General features: G+C 69.7%; 14 protein-coding genes, 1 tRNA gene and 1 rRNA gene. 13 read left to right on the forward strand and 3 right to left on the reverse strand.

Annotated features, from left to right (window positions below; translation table 11 throughout):
- The 3 genes from rrf to KUF83_RS36905 form a co-directional block, all read left to right on the forward strand.
- A 5S ribosomal RNA gene (gene rrf / locus KUF83_RS36895) occupies positions 1 to 83 on the forward strand; the annotation flags it as partial.
- Positions 84 to 197: 114 nt separating this feature from the next.
- Entirely contained in the window at positions 198 to 860 is a 663-nt protein-coding gene (locus KUF83_RS36900) for a DegT/DnrJ/EryC1/StrS family aminotransferase (protein WP_254644923.1), read from the forward strand.
- A gap of 82 nt (positions 861 to 942) precedes the next feature.
- Positions 943 to 1015: transfer RNA gene (locus KUF83_RS36905), tRNA-Thr, on the forward strand.
- 73 nt (positions 1016 to 1088) lie between these two features.
- Here the strand turns inward: KUF83_RS36905 and KUF83_RS36910 are convergent.
- Positions 1089 to 3836 (reverse strand): SpoIIE family protein phosphatase, encoded by a 2748-nt coding sequence (locus tag KUF83_RS36910; RefSeq protein WP_217459429.1) that lies wholly within the window; start codon positions 3834 to 3836, stop codon positions 1089 to 1091.
- A gap of 317 nt (positions 3837 to 4153) precedes the next feature.
- Here KUF83_RS36910 and KUF83_RS36915 point away from each other — a divergent pair, with 317 nt between their 5' ends.
- The 10 genes from KUF83_RS36915 (at position 4154) to KUF83_RS42310 (ending at position 19871) form a co-directional block, all read left to right on the forward strand.
- Positions 4154 to 9640: a HAMP domain-containing protein gene (locus KUF83_RS36915; RefSeq protein ID WP_217459430.1), complete on the forward strand. Its 5487-nt coding sequence runs from the start codon at positions 4154 to 4156 to the stop codon at positions 9638 to 9640.
- Between the two features lie 324 nt (positions 9641 to 9964).
- The gene (locus KUF83_RS36920; protein WP_217459431.1) at positions 9965 to 10651 is read left to right on the forward strand and encodes a two-component system response regulator; all 687 of its coding nucleotides are present in this window, start codon (positions 9965 to 9967) and stop codon (positions 10649 to 10651) included.
- A gap of 389 nt (positions 10652 to 11040) precedes the next feature.
- Positions 11041 to 13782, forward strand: a complete 2742-nt coding sequence (locus KUF83_RS36925; RefSeq protein WP_217459432.1) for a DNA translocase FtsK — start codon at positions 11041 to 11043, stop codon at positions 13780 to 13782.
- A gap of 288 nt (positions 13783 to 14070) precedes the next feature.
- A complete protein-coding gene (locus KUF83_RS36930; protein ID WP_217459433.1) occupies positions 14071 to 14916 on the forward strand; it encodes a helix-turn-helix domain-containing protein in 846 nt (281 codons plus the stop codon).
- A gap of 141 nt (positions 14917 to 15057) precedes the next feature.
- Positions 15058 to 16539, forward strand: coding sequence for a 30S ribosomal protein S12 methylthiotransferase RimO (gene rimO / locus KUF83_RS36935; RefSeq protein ID WP_217459434.1), 1482 nt, complete (start codon positions 15058 to 15060; stop codon positions 16537 to 16539).
- Positions 16536 to 17342, forward strand: a complete 807-nt coding sequence (gene pgsA / locus KUF83_RS36940; RefSeq protein ID WP_217459435.1) for a CDP-diacylglycerol--glycerol-3-phosphate 3-phosphatidyltransferase — start codon at positions 16536 to 16538, stop codon at positions 17340 to 17342. The genes rimO and pgsA overlap by 4 nt, the downstream gene beginning before the upstream one ends.
- Positions 17339 to 17884, forward strand: coding sequence for a CinA family protein (locus KUF83_RS36945; protein WP_217459436.1), 546 nt, complete (start codon positions 17339 to 17341; stop codon positions 17882 to 17884). The genes pgsA and KUF83_RS36945 overlap by 4 nt, the downstream gene beginning before the upstream one ends.
- A 109-nt stretch (positions 17885 to 17993) precedes the next feature.
- Positions 17994 to 18368 carry a helix-turn-helix domain-containing protein gene (locus KUF83_RS36950; protein ID WP_217459437.1) on the forward strand — a complete coding sequence of 125 codons (375 nt, stop codon included), beginning with the start codon at positions 17994 to 17996 and terminating at the stop codon, positions 18366 to 18368.
- A gap of 314 nt (positions 18369 to 18682) precedes the next feature.
- Positions 18683 to 19153, forward strand: a complete 471-nt coding sequence (locus KUF83_RS36955) for a Dps family protein (RefSeq protein WP_217459438.1) — start codon at positions 18683 to 18685, stop codon at positions 19151 to 19153.
- Between the two features lie 451 nt (positions 19154 to 19604).
- Positions 19605 to 19871, forward strand: a complete 267-nt coding sequence (locus tag KUF83_RS42310; RefSeq protein ID WP_254644925.1) for a hypothetical protein — start codon at positions 19605 to 19607, stop codon at positions 19869 to 19871.
- Positions 19872 to 20022: 151 nt separating this feature from the next.
- Here the strand turns inward: KUF83_RS42310 and KUF83_RS36960 are convergent, their stop codons facing one another.
- On the reverse strand, positions 20023 to 20787 hold the full coding sequence (locus tag KUF83_RS36960; RefSeq protein WP_217459439.1) for an SDR family NAD(P)-dependent oxidoreductase: 765 nt from the start codon (positions 20785 to 20787) through the stop codon (positions 20023 to 20025).
- Between the two features lie 238 nt (positions 20788 to 21025).
- Positions 21026 to 21844, reverse strand: a complete 819-nt coding sequence (locus KUF83_RS36965; protein WP_217459440.1) for an Fpg/Nei family DNA glycosylase — start codon at positions 21842 to 21844, stop codon at positions 21026 to 21028.
- Between the last annotated feature and the right edge of the window lie 47 nt (positions 21845 to 21891).

The following is a 21891-nucleotide window of genomic DNA, read 5'->3' on the forward strand; positions in this document are numbered from 1 at the left end:
ACATTCCGAACCCGGAAGCTAAGCCTTACAGCGCCGATGGTACTGCAGGGGGGACCCTGTGGGAGAGTAGGACGCCGCCGAACAATCTTTGATAGAGCTGGTCCCTGAACTTAGGTTCAGGGACCAGCTCTTTTTTGTTTTGCGTCACTTGGAGTTCACGTTGCGCGACCAGCATCGGTGGCATGGGTACTGCTGCAATGCTCAGGGCCGCGGGTGTCGGAGCCGGTGACGAGGTCATCGTGCCTGCGTTCGGAAACGCCGAGGTCGCCGAAGCGGTGATCCAGGCCGGCGCACTGCCGGTGTTCGCCGACATCGACCCGGCCACATACTGCCTGGACGCCGTCGAGGTGGACGCCGCCGTCGGACCACGGACGGCCGCGCTCGTGGCCGTGCACCGCTTCGGGCGACCCGCTGACATGGCACGCCTGTGGGACGTCGGTCAGCGGCGCGGGCTCCTGGTGCTCGAACAGGGTGAGTCCGAGGCGCCGTACGCCGAGATCGAGGAGCGCAGGGCACACGCGACCTACCTCGACGGGCGGTTGAGGGGCGTACGGACTCCGGAGCGAGGCGCCGGGCACACGTACCAGCAGTACGTCGTGCGGGTGCCGGGGAACGGGCGGCCCGATCGGGACGCTTTCGCGCGGGCCGTGCGGGCCAAGGGCGTCGAGTGCAGGGTGCCAGTCAAGACCCCTGTGCACCGGATGCCCGGCTTCCGGCAGGACGTATGCCTGCCCGAGACCGAGCGGGCCGCCGACGAGACGCTGACGCTGCCTGTCGACGCGTCGCTGACGAAGCGCGAGATGCAGCGGATCGTGTCCACGTGCAATGCCCTCGGGGGACTGCTCCAGCCCGCCTTCTAGTTGCTCGAACGCGGTTGGGAGCACGCAGACGTTCGGGGTATGATCTATTGCGTTGCAGCGGGGGAGACCTCGAAAGCAACAGGCCCCTATAGCTCAGTCGGTAGAGCGTCTCCATGGTAAGGAGAAGGTCAACGGTTCGATTCCGTTTGGGGGCTCAGACAGAAAAGGCCTCCGCCCTACAGGGCGGGGGCCTTTCGTGTGTCCCGGGGTCGGTTGGCGCTTTCGGAGTCAGTCCTTCTGGAGGCCCGGGACGCGCATCGCCAGGATGGCCATGTCGTCGGACGGGGCGTCGCTCGCGAAGCGCTCCACCGCGCGCATGATGCGGGCGGCCACCGCACCGGCCGTCAGACCCGTGCACGTGGTGAGGACGTCCGTGAGTCCGTCGTCACCCAGCATGCGAGTCCCCTCGCGGCGTTCGGTGACGCCGTCCGTCACGCAGAGCAGGACATCTCCCGGGTCGAGCGTCACCGTCTGCTCGTACAGCTCCAGGTCGTCCATGACGCCGAGGAGCGGCTGGGGATCGGCGGCCGGTTCCACGGTGCCGTCCTGACGGAGGCGGAGGGGAAGCGGGTGACCTGCGCAGACCACCTTCAGGATCGCCGAGCCGTCCTCCTGGGGCCACAACTCCCCGTACAGGAGCGTCAGGAAGCGGCTGCGGGCGCCCTCGTCGAGGATCGCGGAGTTCAGGCGCTCCAGGACCGCGGGGCCGCCGAAGCCCTCGCGGGCCAGCAGGCGCAGCGCGTGCCGGGCGAGCCCCGTGACCGCGGCCGCCTCCGGTCCCGTACCGCACACGTCTCCGATGGCGAAGCCGTAGGCGCCGTCGCGGATGGGGAAGAGATCGTAGAAGTCGCCGCCGACCTCGTTGCCCTCGCCGGCCGCGCGGTAGATGACCTCCACCTCGACGCCCTCGATGTGGGGGAGCTCCGGGGGCAGGAGGCTGCGCTGGAGGGACTGGCTGATGGCCGTGCGCTCCGAGTACAGGCGGGCGTTGTCCAGGGCCAGGGCGGCCCGGCGGCTCAAGTCCTCGGCCAGCTCCAGGATTTCCTGGCGGAAGTGCTCGTCCGTCGGCTTGCCGAGCGTCAGCATGCCGATCACGCGGTTGCGGGCCACCAGGGGAAGAACAACCGTCTCGCCGCCGACCGCGCCGGCCGTCGCCAGTGTCGTACCGATCCCGGAGCTCACCGTCGACGGTCCGCCCAGACCGAGGCTGCGCATCGAGGTGCGCAGGGCGGCCTGGTGGGCCGCCTCCGCCGGGGCGGCCCAGACGCGGGCGCCCGGAGTGGGCACCGGGTCAGGAGGGGCGATCTTCGACAGGAGGGCCTTGAGACCGTCGATGCGTTCCTCGTCCTCGTGCAGGACGTACGAGAGGTAGGGGTCCGAGGCCTGGTCGGCGATCGTGTAGACGGCACACCAGGTGGCCAGCGTCGGGACCGTCATCTGGGCCATGAGGGCCAGCGTCTGGTCGCGGTCCAGTGTGCCCGCGAGGAGGTCCGAGGCCTCGACGAGGAACGACAGCGAGCCGCGGCGCAGACGCTCCAGCTCTCCCAGCCGGGCCGACTCCACGGCGAGCGCGATGCGGTCGGCGGCGAACTGGAGACGCAGGGCCTCCTCGTTCGAGTAGCGGCCGGGCGACTCGGCCGCCACGCCGAGCGAGCCGGTGAGCCGGCCCTCGACCTTGAGGGGGACCATGACGACCGAACGCATGCCGGTGCCACTGAGTAGCGGGACGGCGCCGGGGACGGCCGAGAGGTCTTCGTGGACGGCCGGCATGCGTGCCGAGCCGTAGCGGCCGGTGCCCGCCTCCACGGGGACGCGGGCGAACCGCTGGCGGGCGGAGGGGAGCCCGGTGGAGGCGCGCACCTCCAACTCCGTTTCGTCGTCCGTCGCCAGGAGCAGGAAGGCGGAGTCGGCGTCGAGCATGTCGCGGGCGCGCTCCACCGTGCGCTGGAGGAGGCCGTCGAGGTCGTCCGGGGCCGGTGAGCCGATGAAGACCTCGAAGGAGTCCGACGCGTGGCCCTCGGAGCTGGTGGTCGTGTCGGTGGCCGAGACGCGCAACGGGGTCTGCAGAACCGCCCGTTCGTGGTCACGCACCAGGAGACAGACCGTCGAGGGCTCCCCGCCCGTGTCCCGTACGCGCAGGTGCGAGGCGTACACGGGCGTGACGCGGCCGCTGGCGCCGCGCAGGCCGTAACTGCCCTCCCAGCGCGAGAGCTGGAGGGCCTCGGCGATGCCCGTGCTGGTGCCGGGCGTGTGCGGCCAGGCCGCGAGGTCGGTCAGCGGCTTGCCGATGACCTGCTCCGCCGCGTACCCGAAGAGCTCCTCCGCGTCCTCGTTCCAGGCGTTGATGGCGCCCGTGCGGTCGATCTGGATGACCGCCACGCGGACCCGGCCGTCGGCGAGCGGAAGCAGATGGGAGGGGAGGGAGGGGCCCGCGGTGCGGGTCCCCACCGCGCGCTCGGGAAGGTCCAGCAGGAACCAGACCTGCTTCCGGGTGGGCGTGTACTCGACACCCCAGCGGTCGGCGAGGGCGGCACAGAGCTGGAGACCGCGACCGCCCTCGCGGTCGGGATTGCCCATGCTCAGCGTGCTCGCCTGGAGTGGAATCTCACGTTCCGGGTAGCGGTCCGCCACCTCGATCCGTACGCCGTCGTCGCTGCGCAGGCACAGCACGTCCGCGGCGGTGCCGGCGTGCACCACGGCGTTGGTGACCAGCTCGCTGGTGAGGACCACGGCGTCGTCGACGATGTCGGCGAAGCCCCATCCCTGGAGGGTGTCACGGACGAAGGAACGGGCGGTCGCGACGGACCGCCCGACAGGGTCGAAGCTGGCGGCCGCGCGCGCGGTGATCACAGAACTCCTTGTCCGGTCGTCGGCGGGCAGTGCTCCGTGGCCGACCCGCTCCTGCCGGGGCAGGAGCTCGTTCCCGGTCGGCCGGGGATCCTGGGGTGGTCCCCCGGGATGCAGTCCGGTGGTCATGGTGCGGTGCCCCTCCGATGCCTGCCCGCTCGTGCTCGTGCCACCGCCCAGGCCGGAAGGACCGGCGTGGCTGGACAGCCGCATGCAAGGTTACTTACCTTCGCCGTCCCTGCGGATGCCGGTCGCCAGTGTTTACGTCCCGCGGGTGTGCGGACCGTGTGCGAAGCTGCCGAACTGTTATGGCCTGGTTCAACCAGGGTGAAACACTGGGCAAGCTTGAAGGGAAGGTTCGGGCAGGCCGAGTGCCTGCCGGTTCGCGGAGCAGTAGTACCCGAGTACGCCGAGCAGTAATGGTCGACCCTTGCGGGAGGGACACAGTGGAGTCTGGCGCAGCGACGCGGGGCACTAAGACGCGCGCGAAAGGCGGACAGTCCCTGAGTAACCAGCGCAAACCGCGCAATGGCACCACGGCGGTGGACACCGCGGCCATGAACAGGCTGCTGGCGGCCCTGGTGTCGATGCGGGACGGCAACTTCCGCAAGCGGCTCACGGTCTCCGGCGACGACGTGATGTCCGAGATCGCGGCGGTGTTCAACGAGGTGGCCGACCGGAACCTGCAGCTGACGGGTGAGCTGTCACGGGTGCGGCGCATGGTCGGACGTGAGGGGAAGCTCACGGAGCGGCTGGAGACGGGCGCCTGTGAGGGCTCCTGGGCCGCGGCGATCGATGCGTCGAACGCGCTCGTCGACGACCTCGTACGGCCCGTCTCCGAGGTCGGCCGGGTGCTGTCCGCGGTGGCCGAGGGCGACCTGTCGCCGCGTATGGAACTGCGGGCGCAGGCCGCGGACGGGAACGGGCATCCGCTGCGTGGTGAGTTCCTGAAGGTCGGGCGCACGGTCAACAACCTGGTCGACCAGCTGTCCACGTTCACCGACGAGGTCACGCGCGTGGCCAGCGAGGTCGGTACCGAGGGCAAGCTCGGCGGTCAGGCCCGCGTGCGGGGCATGTCCGGTTCGTGGAAGGACCTCACCGACTCCGTCAACACGATGGCGTACCGGCTGACGGCTCAGGTGCGGGACATCGCGCTGGTGACGACAGCGGTCGCCAAGGGTGATCTGTCCCGGAAGGTCACGGTTCACGTGGCCGGCGAGATGCTGGAGCTGAAGAACACCGTCAACACGATGGTGGACCAGCTGTCCTCCTTCTCCTCCGAGGTGACGCGAGTCGCCCGCGAGGTGGGTACCGAGGGCGAGCTCGGCGGGCAGGCCCAGGTGCCCGGTGTGGCGGGTGTGTGGAAGGACCTCACCGATTCGGTGAACCTCATGGCCGGCAATCTGACCGCGCAGGTGCGCGGCATCGCCCAGGTCACGACGGCGGTCGCCAACGGTGACCTGTCGCAGAAGGTGACGGTGTCCGCGCGCGGTGAGGTCGCGCAGCTCGCCGAGACGATCAACCAGATGACCGAGACGCTGCGGACGTTTGCGGACGAGGTCACACGCGTCGCCAACGAGGTCGGTGGCGAGGGGCGGCTCGGCGGACAGGCGAACGTGCCGGGTGCGGCGGGTACGTGGAAGGACCTCACCGATTCGGTGAACACGGTCTTCCGGAATCTCACCACCCAGGTGCGCGACATCGCCGCGGTGACGACGGCGGTCGCCAACGGCGATCTGTCGCAGAAGGTCAGCGTCGAGGTCGCCGGCGAGATGCTGGAGTTGAAGAACACCGTCAACACGATGGTCGACCAGCTGTCCTCCTTCGGTGTCGAGGTCACGCGCGTGGCGCGCGAGGTCGGTGTCGAGGGTGAACTGGGCGGCCAGGCGCAGGTGCCGGGGGTGGCCGGTACCTGGAAGGACCTCACCGACTCCGTCAACACGGCGTTCCGGAACCTGACGGGTCAGGTCCGCAACATCGCGCAGGTGACGACGGCGGTCGCCAACGGCGATCTGTCGCAGAAGGTCACGGTCGACGTCTCCGGAGAGATGCTCCAGCTGAAGAACACCGTCAACACGATGGTGGACCAGCTCTCGTCCTTCGCCGACCAGGTGACCCGGATGGCCCGGGACGTGGGCACGGAGGGCCGCCTCGGCGGTCAGGCCCGCGTGGACGGCGTGTCCGGCACCTGGAAGGAACTGACCGACTCAGTCAACTTCATGGCGGGGAACCTGACCTCGCAGGTGCGGCAGATCGCGCAGGTCACGACGGCGGTGGCCAGGGGTGACCTGTCGCAGAAGATCGACGTGGACGCGCGCGGCGAGATCCTGGAGCTGAAGAACACCATCAACACGATGGTCGACCAGCTCTCGGCGTTCGCGGACCAGGTGACGCGGGTGGCCCGCGAGGTGGGTACCGAGGGCCGTCTCGGCGGGCAGGCGCAGGTGCCCGGCGTCGCCGGTGTGTGGCGGGACCTGACGGACTCCGTGAACGGCATGGCGGGCAACCTCACCGCCCAGGTGCGCAACATCGCGCAGGTCGCGACGGCGGTGGCCAGGGGTGACCTGTCCCAGAAGATCGACGTGGACGCGCGCGGCGAGATCCTGGAGCTGAAGAACACCCTCAACACGATGGTCGACCAGCTGTCGAACTTCGCCGAGCAGGTCACCCGGGTGGCCCGTGAGGTGGGCACGGAGGGCATCCTCGGCGGGCAGGCCGAGGTGCAGGGTGTCTCCGGCACCTGGAAGGACCTCACCCAGTCCGTGAACTTCATGGCGAACAACCTGACCATCCAGGTGCGCAACATCGCCGAGGTCACGACCGCCGTCGCCAAGGGCGACCTGTCGAAGAAGATCACCGTCGACGCGCGGGGCGAGATCCTCGAACTGGTCACCACCGTCAACACGATGGTCGACCAGCTGTCGTCCTTCGCCGAGCAGGTGACGCGGGTGGCCCGTGAGGTGGGCACCGAGGGCATCCTGGGCGGCCAGGCGCACGCGTCGGGCGTCACGGGCATCTGGAAGGACCTCACCGACAACGTCAACCTGATGGCCAACAACCTGACCGTGCAGGTGCGGAACATCTCCCAGGTCGCCGCGGCCGTCGCCAACGGGGACCTGACCAGGACGGTGACGATCGAGGCGCGCGGCGAGGTCGCGCAGCTCGCCGACACCTTCAACACCATGGTGAAGACGCTGAGTTCGTTCGCCGACCAGGTCACCAAGGTGGCCCGCGAGGTGGGTACGGACGGCATCCTGGGCGGCCAGGCCCGCGTACCCGGAGTGGCGGGCACGTGGAAGGACCTCACCGAGTCGGTGAACGGGATGGCGTCCAACCTGACCGGACAGGTGCGCAACATCGCGATGGTCACCACGGCCATCGCCAAGGGCGATCTGACCAAGAAGATCGACATCGACGCGCGCGGCGAGATCCTGGAGCTGAAGACGACCATCAACACGATGGTCGACCAGCTGTCGTCGTTCGCGGAGGAGGTCACCCGAGTCGCCCGCGAGGTGGGCACGGAGGGCCAGTTGGGCGGCCAGGCGCGGGTGCGCGACGTCGACGGCACCTGGCGCGACCTCACCGAGTCGGTGAACGAGATGGCCGGGAACCTGACCCGGCAGGTGCGTGCCATCGCGCGCGTGGCGACCGCCGTGACCCGCGGTGACCTCAACCTGAAGATCGACGTGGACGCCTCCGGCGAGATCCAGGAACTTCAGGACTACATCAACAAGATGATCGCGAACCTCCGCGACACCACCATCGCCAACAAGGAACAGGACTGGCTGAAGGGTAACCTCGCCCGGATCTCCGGTCTGATGCAGGGCCGCCGCGACCTCGCCGACGTGGCCTCGCTCATCATGGGCGAGCTGACCCCGGTGGTCTCCGCACAGCACGGCGCGTTCTTCATGGCGATGCCGCTGGACGACGGCAAGGACGTGGGCGCCGCGCACGACGACTCGTACGAGCTGCGCATGCTCGGGTCGTACGGGTACTCGATGGGCTCCATGCCGACGTCGTTCCGGCCCGGTGAGACGCTGATCGGGACGGCCGCCAAGGAGAAGCGCACGATTCTCGTCGAGAACGTGCCGCCGGGGTACCTGAAGATCGCGTCCGGGCTCGGGGAGGCGCCTCCGGCGCATGTCATCGTGTTGCCGGTGCTCTTCGAGGGGACCGTCCTCGGCGTGATCGAACTGGCGTCGTTCCACTCGTTCACGCACATCCAGAAGGACTTCCTCAGCCAGATCGCCGAGATGATCGCCACGAGCGTCAACACCATCGCGGTCAACACGAAGACCGAGGTGCTGCTCAAGCAGTCGCAGGAGCTCACCGAGCAGCTCCGGGAGCGGTCGGCCGAGCTGGAGAACCGGCAGAAGGCCCTCCAGGCGTCCAACGCCGAACTGGAGGAGAAGGCCGAGCTGCTGGCCCAGCAGAACCGCGACATCGAGGTCAAGAACACCGAGATCGAGGAGGCCCGCCAGGTCCTGGAGGAGCGCGCCGAGCAACTCGCGGTCTCCATGCGCTACAAGAGCGAGTTCCTCGCCAACATGTCGCACGAGCTGCGCACGCCGCTCAACTCGCTGCTGATCCTGGCCAAGCTGCTCGCCGACAACGCGGACTCCAACCTCACCCCGAAGCAGGTCGAGTTCGCCGAGACGATCCACGGTGCCGGGTCCGACCTCCTCCAGCTGATCAACGACATCCTCGACCTGTCGAAGGTCGAGGCGGGCAAGATGGACGTGTCGCCGACGCGTATCGCCCTGGTCCAGCTCGTCGACTACGTAGAGGCCACTTTCCGCCCGCTGACGGCGGAGAAGGGGCTGGACTTCTCCGTACGGGTGTCGCCGGAGCTGCCGGCCACCCTCCACACGGACGAGCAGCGGCTTCTCCAGGTGCTGCGCAACCTGCTCTCCAACGCGGTGAAGTTCACCGACTCCGGGGCCGTCGAACTGGTCATCCGGCCCGCGGGCGCGGAGGTGCCGGTGGCGATCCGCGAGCAGCTGCTGGAGGCAGGCTCGCTGCGTGACGCGGACGCCGACCTGATCGCGTTCTCCGTGACCGACACCGGTATCGGCATCGCGGCCAGCAAGATGCGGGTGATCTTCGAGGCGTTCAAGCAGGCGGACGGCACGACGAGCCGCAAGTACGGCGGTACGGGCCTGGGGCTGTCCATCTCACGGGAGATCGCACGGCTGCTGGGCGGTGAGATCCACGCACAGAGCGAGCCGGGACGCGGCTCGACGTTCACGCTGTATTTGCCGCTGCACCCGAGCGAACTGCCGCCGCAGGGTTACCCGCAGCTGTCCCCCTCCATGGAGAGCGGGGCGCTGCCGGCGGGCTCGGGTGACGAGGCCGACGCCCGGGTGGAGACACCGGCGGAGGTCAAGTCGTACCAGGAGACCCAGAACGGTGCCGCCGCGCTCTTCAGGCGGCGTCGCCGGTCGGTACCCGCGGCCGAGCAGCGGCCCGCGCTGCCGGGGCACCGGACGCAGGCGACGGACGCCTGGGACACGGGCGGCGAGGAGGTGACCGCACGGTCGCGCGAGGTCTTCCGGTTCGAGGGCGAGAAGGTACTGATCGTCGACGACGACATCCGTAACGTGTTCGCCCTCACCAGTGTTCTGGAGCAGCACGGTCTGTCGGTGCTCTACGCCGAGAACGGCCGCGAGGGCATCGAGGTGCTGGAGCAGCACGACGATGTGACGGTCGTCCTGATGGACATCATGATGCCGGAGATGGACGGATACGCGACCACGTCGGCGATCCGCCGGATGCCCCAGTTCGCTGGGCTGCCGATCATCGCGCTCACCGCGAAGGCGATGAAGGGCGACCGGGAGAAGGCCATCGAGTCGGGTGCCTCCGACTACGTGACGAAGCCGGTCGATCCCGATCACCTGCTTTCTGTGATGGAACAGTGGATGCGTGGGCAGTGAGCGGGCGGCGGGGTTTGATCGTGTGGCAGGGGATGATTGAGTGGTGGGGAAATGATCGCGAGCGTCACGTGCACGGGGCGATCGGCCGACGGTCCGGGGTGCCGGGTTGCTGACTGACTGTGCCCGGAGCCGTGTAGAAACCCGGTATTCGGGGAACCTTCTGGTCTCCCGCTACGTTTCTGCTTCGTGCACAGTGACATCGCGGTGACAGGGTGTGGCGACAAGCGGGGTGCGGCTACCATGACCGGCACAAGGACGGGCGGCGCAAGGGAGTCGTCCCCTGGGGCGGCGCCCGGTGCACTGCCGGGACGAGGAGGGCGGGCCATGGTGCAGAAGGCCAAGATCCTCCTGGTCGATGACCGGCCGGAGAATCTGCTGGCGCTGGAGGCCATCCTCTCTGCGCTCGATCAGACACTGGTTCGGGCATCTTCCGGGGAGGAAGCGCTCAAAGCACTGCTCACGGACGACTTCGCGGTCATTCTGCTGGACGTCCAGATGCCGGGCATGGACGGTTTCGAAACCGCCGCGCACATCAAGAGGCGAGAACGAACGCGGGACATCCCGATCATCTTCCTCACCGCGATCAACCACGGCCCGCACCACACCTTCCGGGGATACGCGGCGGGTGCGGTCGACTACATCTCCAAGCCGTTCGACCCGTGGGTGCTGCGCGCGAAGGTCTCGGTCTTCGTCGAGCTCTACATGAAGAACTGCCAACTCCGGGAGCAGGCGGCGCTGCTGCGGCTCCAGCTGGAGGGCGGGGGCGGCAAGGCGGCCCTCGGCGACAGCAAGGAGCCGGCCGGACTGCTCGCCGAACTCTCCGCACGCCTCGCGGCAGTCGAGGAACAGGCCGAGGCTCTCTCCAAGCAGTTGGACGACGATTCGGCGGACGCCGCGGCGGTGGCGACAGCGGCCCATCTCGAACGCAAACTCACGGGGTTGCGCCGCGCACTGGACGCCCTGGAGCCCGGGACGGGGAGCGGGGCGGCTTCGCTGCCCTCCCAGAACTGACGACGAGCGCGCGGGTCCGGCCGGAAGTCTGCGCCGGACCCGCGCGTTCTCGGCGAGCAGTCCGGTCGGCTCCTTTCGGCCTGCCCGGGCCAAGTTCCCGTTTCCGCCCGGGCCGAGCGCGCTTCGGGGGCGGTCTTCTTGGTGTGCGTCGGTGAAGCGTGCGGGGCGGTTCCTGCGCGGCACGGGCCAGGTGAACGGGCGAAGGGCGGCGCGGCTTCGAGCCGGTGAGGGACGGGCGAGTCGGTGGTGCCGGCCGCGCGGTTGCCCCTCTTCCGGCAGTCCTGCCGCTGTTGAGACGGCGTCAGTTCGGTGCCTGGGACGGGCGACACGAACGGGTGAAGCAGTAGGCACACGTGTCCGCAGTGGTCTCCACCGGTAACCTCACACTCATGGCCCCACGTCAGCCCGCAGCCAAGAAGCCGCCCGCGAAGAAGGCGGCTGCTCCGACGAAGGCTGTGGCGAAGAAGGCCCCCGCGAAGAGAGCTCCCGCGAAGAAGGCGCCTGCGAAGAAGGCCGCAGCCAGGAAAGCCGCACCCCCGAAGCCGGCACCCAATCCGACCGGGGGCGTGTACCGGCTCGTACGCGCCCTCTGGCTCGGAGTGGCGCACGCCGTCGGCGCCGTGTTCCGCGGCATAGGGCGGGGCGCGAAGGGGCTCGACCCGGCGCACCGCAAGGACGGCCTCGCGCTGCTGCTGCTCGGCCTCACGCTGATCATCGCCGCAGGGACCTGGTCCAACCTCCGCGGTCCGGTGGGTGACCTCGTCGAGATGCTGGTGACCGGCGCCTTCGGCCGCTTGGACCTGCTCGTGCCGATACTGCTGGCCGTCGTCGCCGCCCGGCTCATCCGGCATCCCGAGCAGCCCGACGCCAACGGGCGCATCGTCATCGGCCTGTCCGCGCTCGCCGTCGGCGTGCTCGGCCAGGTCCACATCGCCTGCGGGGCGCCCGCACGAAGCGACGGCATGCAGGCCATAAGAGACGCGGGCGGGCTCATCGGCTGGGGTGCGGCGACTCCACTGACGTACACGATGGGCGACGTCCTCGCCGTGCCGCTCCTCGTGCTGCTGACGGTCTTCGGGCTGCTGGTGGTCACCGCGACCCCGGTCAACGCGATTCCGCAGCGGCTGAGGCTGCTGGGCGTCCGGCTCGGCGTCGTACAGCCGCGGGAGACGGACGAGGTCTTCGGCGAGGACGACGAGCGCTACGACGAGCAGTGGCGCGAAGCGCTCCCCGAGAGCCCCCGGCGCCGCCGGGCGGCGCCCGAGGCGTACGACCCGGACGATGCCGAGCAGGAGGCGCTCTCCGCGCGCCGGAGCCGCCGCAGGCGGCCCGCGGTGCAGCAGCCCGCCCTGGACCGGCCCATGGACGCCGTCGACGTGGCCGCGGCCGCCGCGGCGGCGCTCGACGGCGCCGTGATGCACGGGATGCCGCCCTCGCCGCTGGTGGCCGACCTCACGCAGGGCGTCGGCGCGGACCGGGCCGAGCGCGAGAACTCGGGTCCGGTCGAGGAGCCGACACCGGTGCCCGCCGCCCGCGCCAAGAGCACCAGGCCCAAGCAGGAGATGCTGAAGGCCGAAGTCGCCGACCTGACCAAACCCGCACCCGACGCGCCCCGGGACCTGCCCGCGCGGGCCGAGCAACTCCAGCTCTCCGGCGACATCACGTACTCGCTGCCGTCGCTCGACCTCCTGGAGCGCGGCGGCCCCGGCAAGTCGCGCAGCGCCGCCAACGACGCCATCGTCGAGTCGCTGACCACCGTCTTCACCGAGTTCAAGGTCGACGCGGCCGTCACCGGCTTCACCCGCGGTCCGACGGTCACGCGGTACGAGGTCGAGCTCGGCCCCGCCGTGAAGGTCGAGCGGATCACGGCGCTCGCCAAGAACATCGCCTACGCCGTCGCCAGCCCGGACGTGCGGATCATCAGCCCCATCCCCGGCAAGTCCGCGGTCGGCATCGAGATCCCCAACACCGACCGCGAGATGGTCAACCTGGGTGACGTACTGCGCCTCGCGGACGCCGCAGAGGACGACCACCCGATGCTGGTCGCGCTCGGCAAGGACGTCGAGGGCGGCTACGTGATGGCCAACCTCGCGAAGATGCCGCACGTCCTGGTGGCCGGAGCGACCGGTTCCGGAAAGTCCTCGTGCATCAACTGCCTGATCACCTCGGTCATGGTGCGGGCGACCCCCGAGGACGTGCGCATGGTCCTGGTCGACCCCAAGCGCGTCGAGCTGACCGCGTACGAGGGCATCCCGCACCTGATCACGCCGATCATCACCAACCCGAAGCGCGCCGCCGAGGCGCTCCAGTGGGTCGTACGGGAAATGGATCTGCGGTACGACGACCTGGCCGCCTTCGGGTACCGGCACATCGACGACTTCAACGACGCCATCCGCAAGGGGAAGGTCAAGCTGCCCGAGGGCAGTGAGCGGGAGCTGTCGCCGTACCCCTACCTGCTGGTGATCGTGGACGAGCTCGCCGACCTGATGATGGTCGCGCCGCGGGACGTGGAAGACGCCATCGTGCGCATCACGCAGCTCGCGCGCGCGGCCGGCATCCACCTGGTGCTCGCCACACAGCGGCCGTCCGTCGACGTCGTCACCGGTCTGATCAAGGCGAACGTGCCGTCCCGGCTCGCCTTCGCGACCTCCTCGCTCGCCGACAGCCGCGTCATCCTCGACCAGCCCGGCGCCGAGAAGCTGATCGGCAAGGGGGACGGGCTCTTCCTGCCGATGGGCGCGAACAAGCCCACCCGCATGCAGGGTGCCTTCGTCACCGAGGACGAGGTCGCCGCCGTGGTGCAGCACTGCAAGGACCAGATGGCGCCGGTCTTCCGGGAAGACGTCACCGTGGGCACCAAGCAGAAGAAGGAGATCGACGAGGACATCGGCGACGACCTCGACCTGCTGTGCCAGGCGGCCGAACTCGTCGTCTCCACGCAGTTCGGGTCGACCTCGATGCTCCAGCGCAAGCTGCGCGTGGGCTTCGCCAAGGCCGGGCGGCTCATGGACCTCATGGAGTCCCGCAACATCGTCGGTCCCAGCGAGGGTTCCAAGGCGCGTGACGTTCTTGTGAAGGCTGACGAACTGGACGGAGTGCTTGCGGTGATCCGTGGGGAGGCTCAACCGTAGGGAACCAGGGCGGGCCGCTCCCTTCCACGGACGGGCCGGGCCACTCGGGTGACCAGGCCGGGGCCACTCGGGTGATCCGAACGTGACTTACCCGTAAGGGAACGGTGAGCAACCGTTTCCGTTCGTCGCACGTCAAGTTGAGGGAAGGTACAGAGACCTGCCCCGGCATCAGGATGACCGGCCATTCTGATGGCGTACAAAGTCCTACCGCCCGGTTGCCCCACCCTTTCGCACCCCCCCTAGACTGAACCTCCAGCACAGGTGGCTTAACGCTCGAAAGGCGCCCCCGTGTCCATCGGCAACTCCCCTGACGACAACTCCCCTCAGGACGAGCGTCCCTACGAAGAGGACGATCGCCCCTCGATCGGCCGTGCGCTGCAGCAGGCGCGCATCGCGGCGGGGCTGACCGTCGACGACGTCAGTAACGCCACCCGGGTCCGTATCGCCATCGTGCACGCGATCGAACAGGACGACTTCGCCCCCTGCGGCGGCGACGTCTACGCGCGCGGTCACATCAAGACGCTCGCCCGTGCCGTCCACCTCGACCCCGACCCGCTGCTCGCGCGCTTCGACGCCGGGCACGGCGGGCGGCCCGCGCCGACCCCGGCGGCACCGATGTTCGAGGCGGAGCGGATCCGTCCGGAGCGCCGGGGCCCCAACTGGACCGCGGCCATGGTCGCCGCGATCGTCGCCGTGATCGGCTTCGTCGGATTCACGATGTTCAGCGGCGACGACGGCAACGGCACGAAGACGCAGGTCGCCGAAGGGTCCACGCCCACCGCCAGCAAGCCCGTCAAGACCAAGCCGACGCCGACCAAGCCGCAGGACCCGAAGTCCGACCCGTCCGACAGTGCCATCGCGGCGGCTCCGCAGGACAAGGTGACCGTCCAGGTGACCGCCCCCGACGGACGCAGCTGGATCTCGGCCAAGGACCACAACGGCCGGCTGCTCTTCGACGGCTTCCTGCAGCAGGGCGACTCCGAGACCTTCCAGGACAAGGAGAGGATCGACCTCGTCCTCGGTGACGCGGGCGCACTCCAGCTCTACGTGAACGGCAAGCAGATCGAGGACGAGTTCCAGCCGGGACAGGTGGAGCGCCTCAGCTACACGAAGGGTGACCCCGAGGTCGGCTGAGCCGGGGCGGCCTCGCCGGCACGCACCGGCTGACGCGCGGCGGCTTCCGACCGGCCTTTCGGGCATGCGGGAACGGGGTTGGCCAAGATCGGCCAACCCCGTCGACGTGGGGTGTCAGTGGGACGAAGTAGTCTTGAGCCCATGCCTGAACGCCGTACCGTCGCACTTGTCACTCTTGGCTGCGCCCGCAACGAGGTGGACTCGGAGGAGCTCGCAGGCCGCTTGGAGGCGGACGGCTGGCACCTCGTGGAGGACGCCGAGAACGCGGACGTCGCCGTCGTCAACACCTGTGGCTTCGTCGAGGCCGCCAAGAAGGACTCCGTCGACGCACTCCTGGAAGCCAACGACCTCAAGGGTCAGGGCAGAACCCAGGCGGTCGTCGCCGTCGGCTGCATGGCCGAGCGGTACGGCAAGGAACTGGCCGAGGCCCTGCCCGAGGCGGACGGCGTGCTCGGCTTCGACGACTACGCCGACATCTCCGACCGGCTCCAGACGATCCTGAACGGCGGAATCCACGCCGCCCACACCCCGCGCGACCGGCGCAAGCTGCTGCCGATCAGCCCCGCCGAACGGCAGAGCGCCGGTGCGGAGGTCGCCCTCCCCGGACACGGTCCCGCCGATCTGCCGGAAGGCCTTGCTCCGGAGTCCGGCCCCCGCGCGCCCCTGCGCCGGCGGCTGGACGGCTCCCCGGTGGCCTCGGTGAAGCTGGCCTCCGGCTGCGACCGGCGCTGCTCCTTCTGCGCCATCCCGTCCTTCCGCGGCTCCTTCATCTCGCGGCGCCCCAGCGACGTACTGGGCGAGACGCGCTGGCTCGCCGAGCAGGGCGTGAAGGAGGTCATGCTGGTCTCCGAGAACAACACGTCGTACGGCAAGGACCTCGGTGACATCCGGCTCCTGGAGACGCTGCTGCCCGAGCTCGCCGACGTGGACGGCATCGAGCGGGTGCGGGTCAGCTACCTGCAGCCCGCCGAGATGCGGCCCGGGCTCATCGACGTGCTGACCTCCACGCCGAAGATCGCCCCCTACTTCGACCTGTCCTTCCAGCACTCCGCACCCGGCGTGCTCCGCGCGATGCGGCGCTTCGGCAGCACCGACCAGTTCCTCGAGCTGCTCGACACCATCCGCTCCAAGGCCCCGCAGGCCGGTGTGCGGTCCAACTTCATCGTGGGATTCCCCGGTGAGACCGCGGACGACCTGGCGGAGCTGGAGCGCTTCCTGAACGGCGCGCGGCTCGACGCCATCGGCGTCTTCGGCTACTCGGACGAGGACGGCACCGAGGCGGCGACGTACGAGAACAAGCTGGACGAGGACGTCGTCGCCGAGCGTCTCGCGCGCGTGTCCCGGCTCGCGGAGGAGCTGGTCTCGCAGCGGGCGGAGGAACGCGTCGGCGAGACCCTGCAGGTTCTGGTCGAGTCCACCGGCTCCGCCGCCGAGGACGAGGGCGCGTACGGCCGCGCCGCGCACCAGGCTCCCGAGACCGACGGCCAGGTGCTGTTCACGAGCGGCGAAGGACTGACCGTCGGCCGTATGGTCGAGGCGAAGGTGGTCGGTACGGAAGGTGTCGACCTGGTGGCCGAGCCGCTCCCGGGCTCGCTCGGGTGTACTGAGGAGGCGGCCAGATGACCGGAGTCCCGGCATCCGCGGCGGGCGGCACCGGTGCGCCCGGCACACGCGGTGCTGCGGGACCTTCCGGTACGGGAACCTCCGGTACGGGCGCTTCCGGCGCCCGGTCGACCGGTGCGGGCGCCTCCGGTGCCCGAACCTCCGAAACGGCCGCTTCCGGCGCCCAGGGTCCGAAGACGCCGCGAGGCGGAAAGCTGACCGCGGTGGCCGTCGACCAGGCCAGTCTGTGGAACGTCGCCAATCTGCTCACCATGCTCCGGCTGGTGCTCGTGCCGGGCTTCGTGGCGCTGATGCTGGCCGACGGCGGTTACGACCCCGTGTGGCGGGCGTGGGCCTGGGCCGCCTTCGCCGTCGCCATGATCACGGACATCTTCGACGGTCATCTCGCGCGCACGTACAACCTCGTCACCGACTTCGGCAAGATCGCCGACCCGATCGCCGACAAGGCGATCATGGGGGCGGCGCTGATCTGTCTCTCCTCGCTCGGCGACCTGCCGTGGTGGGTGACCGGGGTGATCCTCGGACGGGAGCTCGGCATCACCTGCCTGCGATTCCTGGTGATCCGCTACGGAGTGATCCCCGCCAGCCGCGGCGGCAAGCTGAAGACGCTCGCCCAGGGCACGGCCGTCGGCATGTACGTCCTGGCGCTGACGGGGCCGCTGGCGACCCTGCGGTTCTGGATGATGGCTGTGGCGGTCGCTCTGACCGTCATCACCGGCGCCGACTATGTGAGACAGGCCATTGTGCTGCGGCGCCAGGGACTGGCTGAGCGGAAGGCCGCCGCCGAGGAGGCGGAAGCGTGACCTCCACGGCCGCCGAAGTGCTGCGACTACTCACGGTGAACGGTCAGACGCTCGCCGTCGCCGAGTCGCTGACCGGCGGTCTGGTGGCCGCGGAGCTCGCGGCGGTGCCGGGTGCGTCCAAGGCCTTCCGCGGCTCGGTGACCGCGTACGCCACCGACCTCAAGCGTGACGTGCTCGGCGTCGACGCCACTCTGCTGGATCAGCGCGGAGCGGTGGATCCGCAGGTCGCGGCCCAGATGGCGGCCGGCGCGCGCACAGTGCTGGGCGCGGACTGGGGCATCGCGACCACGGGTGTGGCCGGGCCAGAACCTCAGGACGGGCAGCCGGTCGGCACGGTTTTCATCGCCGTCGAAGGGCCGTCCGGAGCGCTGAACGGAGACGCTCGTGGCCGGAAAGTGTCGGCGCTGCGGTTGAACGGCTCCCGGACGGAAATCCGTAAGGAGAGTGTACGGAGAGTGCTCGCACTGCTTCTGGAGCGGCTCGTGAGCGAACACGCTGGGAATGAGCGGGCACAGGATACGGAACAGAACGGGGGGTTTTGATGTTTGCAGCCCTGAGTGAACACGACATCGCTCCCCGCACGGCCGCGGCGCAAGGCGGTACGGTGGGGCGTGAAGGATGCGGCTACGCGGTCCGAGGAGGGAGCCACCGATGATTCTGCTCCGTCGCCTGCTTGGTGACGTGCTGCGTCGGCAGCGCCAGCGCCAGGGCCGTACTCTGCGCGAAGTCTCCTCGTCCGCCCGAGTTTCACTCGGCTATCTTTCCGAGGTGGAGCGGGGGCAGAAGGAGGCTTCCTCCGAACTGCTCTCCGCGATCTGCGACGCGCTGGACGTACGGATGTCCGAGCTCATGCGGGAAGTGAGCGACGAGCTCGCTCTTGCCGAGCTGGCTCAGTCGGCAGCGGCCACCGGCCCCGTGCCCACGCCGGTTCGCCCGAGGCTCAATTCTGTTTCGGTGACCAATGTGCCGCCGGAACGGGTGACCATCAAGGCGCCTGCGGAGGCCGTCGACGTCGTCGCCGCCTGATGGCCTGACCCACGGGCTGGCGCCCCTGGGCTGAGAAGAACGTCGTGAGAGCCCCGGCCGGGGCTTCTCCGGGGAGACCCGGAAGGAGTGCGGCCGGGGCTTTTGCGCGCGGTCGGCGGCGGACCCGACTTTCGCGGCGGGCGCGTGGGTGGCCGCGTGGCCGTGTGGGTGGACGTGGTGCCTGAGCGGGGGTCGGTGTCGCGCGGAATCCCGGATGAGGCCACCGAGGTGCATTTGTCGCGTTTGCCGGTATTGGTCGGGGCGGCCATGGTGGAGGGGCAAGGCCGGGGGTCGCCGCTGACCGGAGGATGTCGATGTACGTCGTGAAGAGCCCGTTGTCCGATGCCGATCTGAAGACCGTGTCCGAGGCGCTGCAGGGTGCGCTCGTCGATCTGGTGGACTTGTCGCTCGTGGCGAAGCAGATCCACTGGAACGTGGTCGGGCCGCGCTTCCGGTCCGTCCACCTCCAGCTCGACGAGGTCGTCGACACCGCCCGGCTGCACTCCGACACCGTGGCGGAACGTGCCTCCACGCTCGGTGTCTCGCCGGACGGGCGGGCCGCGACCGTGGCGAGCAGCAGCGGTATCGGCGCCGTACCGGACGGGTGGGTAAAGGACACCGACGCGGTGGGCGCCCTCGTGGACGCGCTCGGCGCCGTGATCGGGCGGATGAGGAAGCGGGTGGAGGCGACGGGGGACGCCGACCCGGTGAGTGAGGACATCTTCATCGGGATCACCGCTGACCTTGAGAAGCACCACTGGATGTTCCAGGCGGAACACGGGTGACTGCGGGGCTGCCGGGTGGCGGGTTCACACGCGGGCGCGGTACGGGATGTCGGCTCTGACTCCGGCGTGGACGTCGGCTTCTGTGCGGGCTCGGGTGCCGGTTCCGGCGCGGGTTCGGTACGGCCGGCCGGGGTCCGAATGGGACCTTCGGGTGGCGGGCTCAGGGCTGCGGTTGGGAGCGAGGGTGCGGTCGGGCTCAGGGCTGCGGTCGGGGTCGAGGATGCGGTCGGGATTTGAGGGTGCGGTCGGGTTCAAGGCTGAGGTTGGGATTGAGGGCGCGGTTCGGGGCGGTGGTGGTTTCGGCGTCGGTTCTGGTTCTGGCGCGGGGCGCGCTGTGGTGGGGCCGGAGTCGAAGGTGCGCCTGTGGCGCCCCTGGTGTGCCGGTGCGCCCTGTCGATGTGGGAACGCGGCGGTCTAGCGTCGGGCTGGAGGCGGTGCCATGAAGGGGCGGATGGGGCGAATAGGCCGGTGGGGGCTGGCTCTGGGCGCCGGTGGGCTGTGGTGGTGGGCGGTACTGCGACTGGCGTTCACCGCCGAAGCCGGAGTGCTCGAAGGGGCGGTTGCGGCCGGCGGGTGGGGGCTGAGCCTGCTTCCGGTGCACTGTGTGCCCAAGGCGCGGGCCGCTGGGGCTGCTGGATCGGACCAGGGGATGCGGCGAGCCTCGGAGGCATGGCGAAGGAGACGCGGGCCGCTCCTGGGGCGGGGTGAGTCCTTCTGAGGTTGAGAGGTGCGCCGAGCGGGACTCCTCGCGCAACGCGCAACGGGCGACGGGCGAGGATCGAGGGGGCGAGGAGGCTCCTTGCGGGGAGAGCCGTTTGTGGGGCGTGGGGCTTGCCCGTGCGTCGGGCTTGCTGGTGGGTGCCTGCCCACTACCAGGGCATCGCCACGCCCCCGTTGGGGCGAAGGATCTGGCCCGTCGTGAACGCCGAGGCGTCCGAGGCGAGGTGCAGGACCGCGTGGGCGATGTCCTCCGGCTCGCCGACTCGGCCCAGCGGTGACATCCGTGCCATGAATGTCTCCGTCCGGGCCTGGGCCTCATCGTCGTGGCGGTCGGTCATCGGTGTACGGATCCAGCCCGGAGCGACCGCGTTGACGCGGATGCCGTGCGGTCCCATCTCGGTCGCCAGGGTCTTCGTCAGCTGTACGACGGCCGCCTTCGCGGCTCCGTAGCAGAGCAGTCCAGGCCCGCCGGTGTCCACCGCCCCCGAGGCCATCGTGATGATGCTGCCGCGCGTGTCGGAGGCCAGCATCGAGCGGGCCGCTTCCTGGCAGGCGTACAGGACGCCCTTGAAATTGACCCCGAACACCCGGTCCAGGTCCTCATCACGGGTCTCCAGGACGGGGCTGCTGTGCATGATCCCGGCGATGGCGGCCATGACGTCCAGGCGCGCGCAGGCAGCGACCGCTTCGCCGAGCTGGAGGCGGTCGGTGACGTCGAGGGTGTGGACGTGGGCCGTGCCGCCCTTGTCCTTGATCAGTGCGGCCGTCTCGTCGAGGCCCGGGGCATCGCGGTCCGCGCAGTGGACGGTCGCACCTGCCTCCGCGAGCAGCACGGCACAGGCGCGGCCGATGCCGCTCGCCGCGCCGGTGACGAATGCGGTGCGTCCGGTGAGGTCGTACGCCGTGACGGGCATGAGGGGACGGTACGAGTATTTCTGACGGGTCGTCAATTGGCTGTGGTGTGTGAGAAACGACGGGGGCTCTACGGCGCGGGGCGGTCGTGGTGGCTGCGGTGGCCGGCGGGGTGGGGTGACCGGCGTGGTCGGGGGGACCGGCTGGGCGGGGTGACCGTCGTGGTCGGGAGGACCGTTGTTGGGTTGGTTCGCGGGCCGGGGAGTGGTCTGCCGTCACCTGTGTGTGCTCAGGGCGGTGTCACCGGATGGTGCTGGGGCGTGAGGAGGGGGCCGGGCCCGACTGGCAGAGCGGGCACCAGTACGTGGGGCGGTCGCGGGAGCCGTCGCCCTGGCTCGCCACGCGGATCGGGGTGCCGCAGCGCAGACAGGGGCGGGGCGCACGGCCGTAGACGTACAGGCTCTGGTCGCGGCGGCCGGTCGTGATGCGGGTGGGACGGTCGCGATTGACCTCGAGGAGCTTCTTGGCGAGTGTCGGAAGGTGGGCGGTGTGCTCGGTGGAGAGCTCGCCGACGGGGAGCCAGGGTGTGACGCGGAGCAGGAAACACAGCTCACTCTTGTAGACGTTGCCGATGCCGGCGAGATTGCGCTGGTCGAGGAGCGCCTCGCCGAGGGACCGGTCCGGGGCTCCGAGGAGGTTCGCGAGGGCTTTGTCCGGGTCCCAGTCGGGGCCGAGGAGGTCGGGGCCGAGATGGCCGACCGCGCGGTCCTCGTCGGCGGTGCGGAGCAGCTCCAGGACGGGGAGCCGGTAACCGACCGCTGTCCGCTCCGCGGTGCCGAGAATCGCGCGGATCTGGTGGCCGGGGCCGCCGCGCCAGCGCTCACCCGGGGCGTAGACCTTCCAGGAACCGTCCATCCGCAGGTGCGAGTGCAGGGTCAGGCCGCCCTCGATACGGGTGAGCAGGTGCTTCCCGCGGGGCGTGACGTCCAGGACGGTGCGGCCGGTGAGATCGGCCGTGGCGTACTTCGGGACGCGGAGGTCGGAGCGCGTGAGCACATGGCCCGCGAGGGCCCGGTGCAGGCGCCGGGCGGCCTGCCAGACGGTGTCTCCTTCGGGCATGGGATCCAGGGTGGCACGGAGTGGGCGGGTGGTCCTGCGGGTGGGCG

Origin of the sequence: Streptomyces sp. BV286 (genome assembly GCF_019090165.1) — a bacterium.
In the GTDB taxonomy this organism is placed as follows: domain Bacteria; phylum Actinomycetota; class Actinomycetes; order Streptomycetales; family Streptomycetaceae; genus Streptomyces.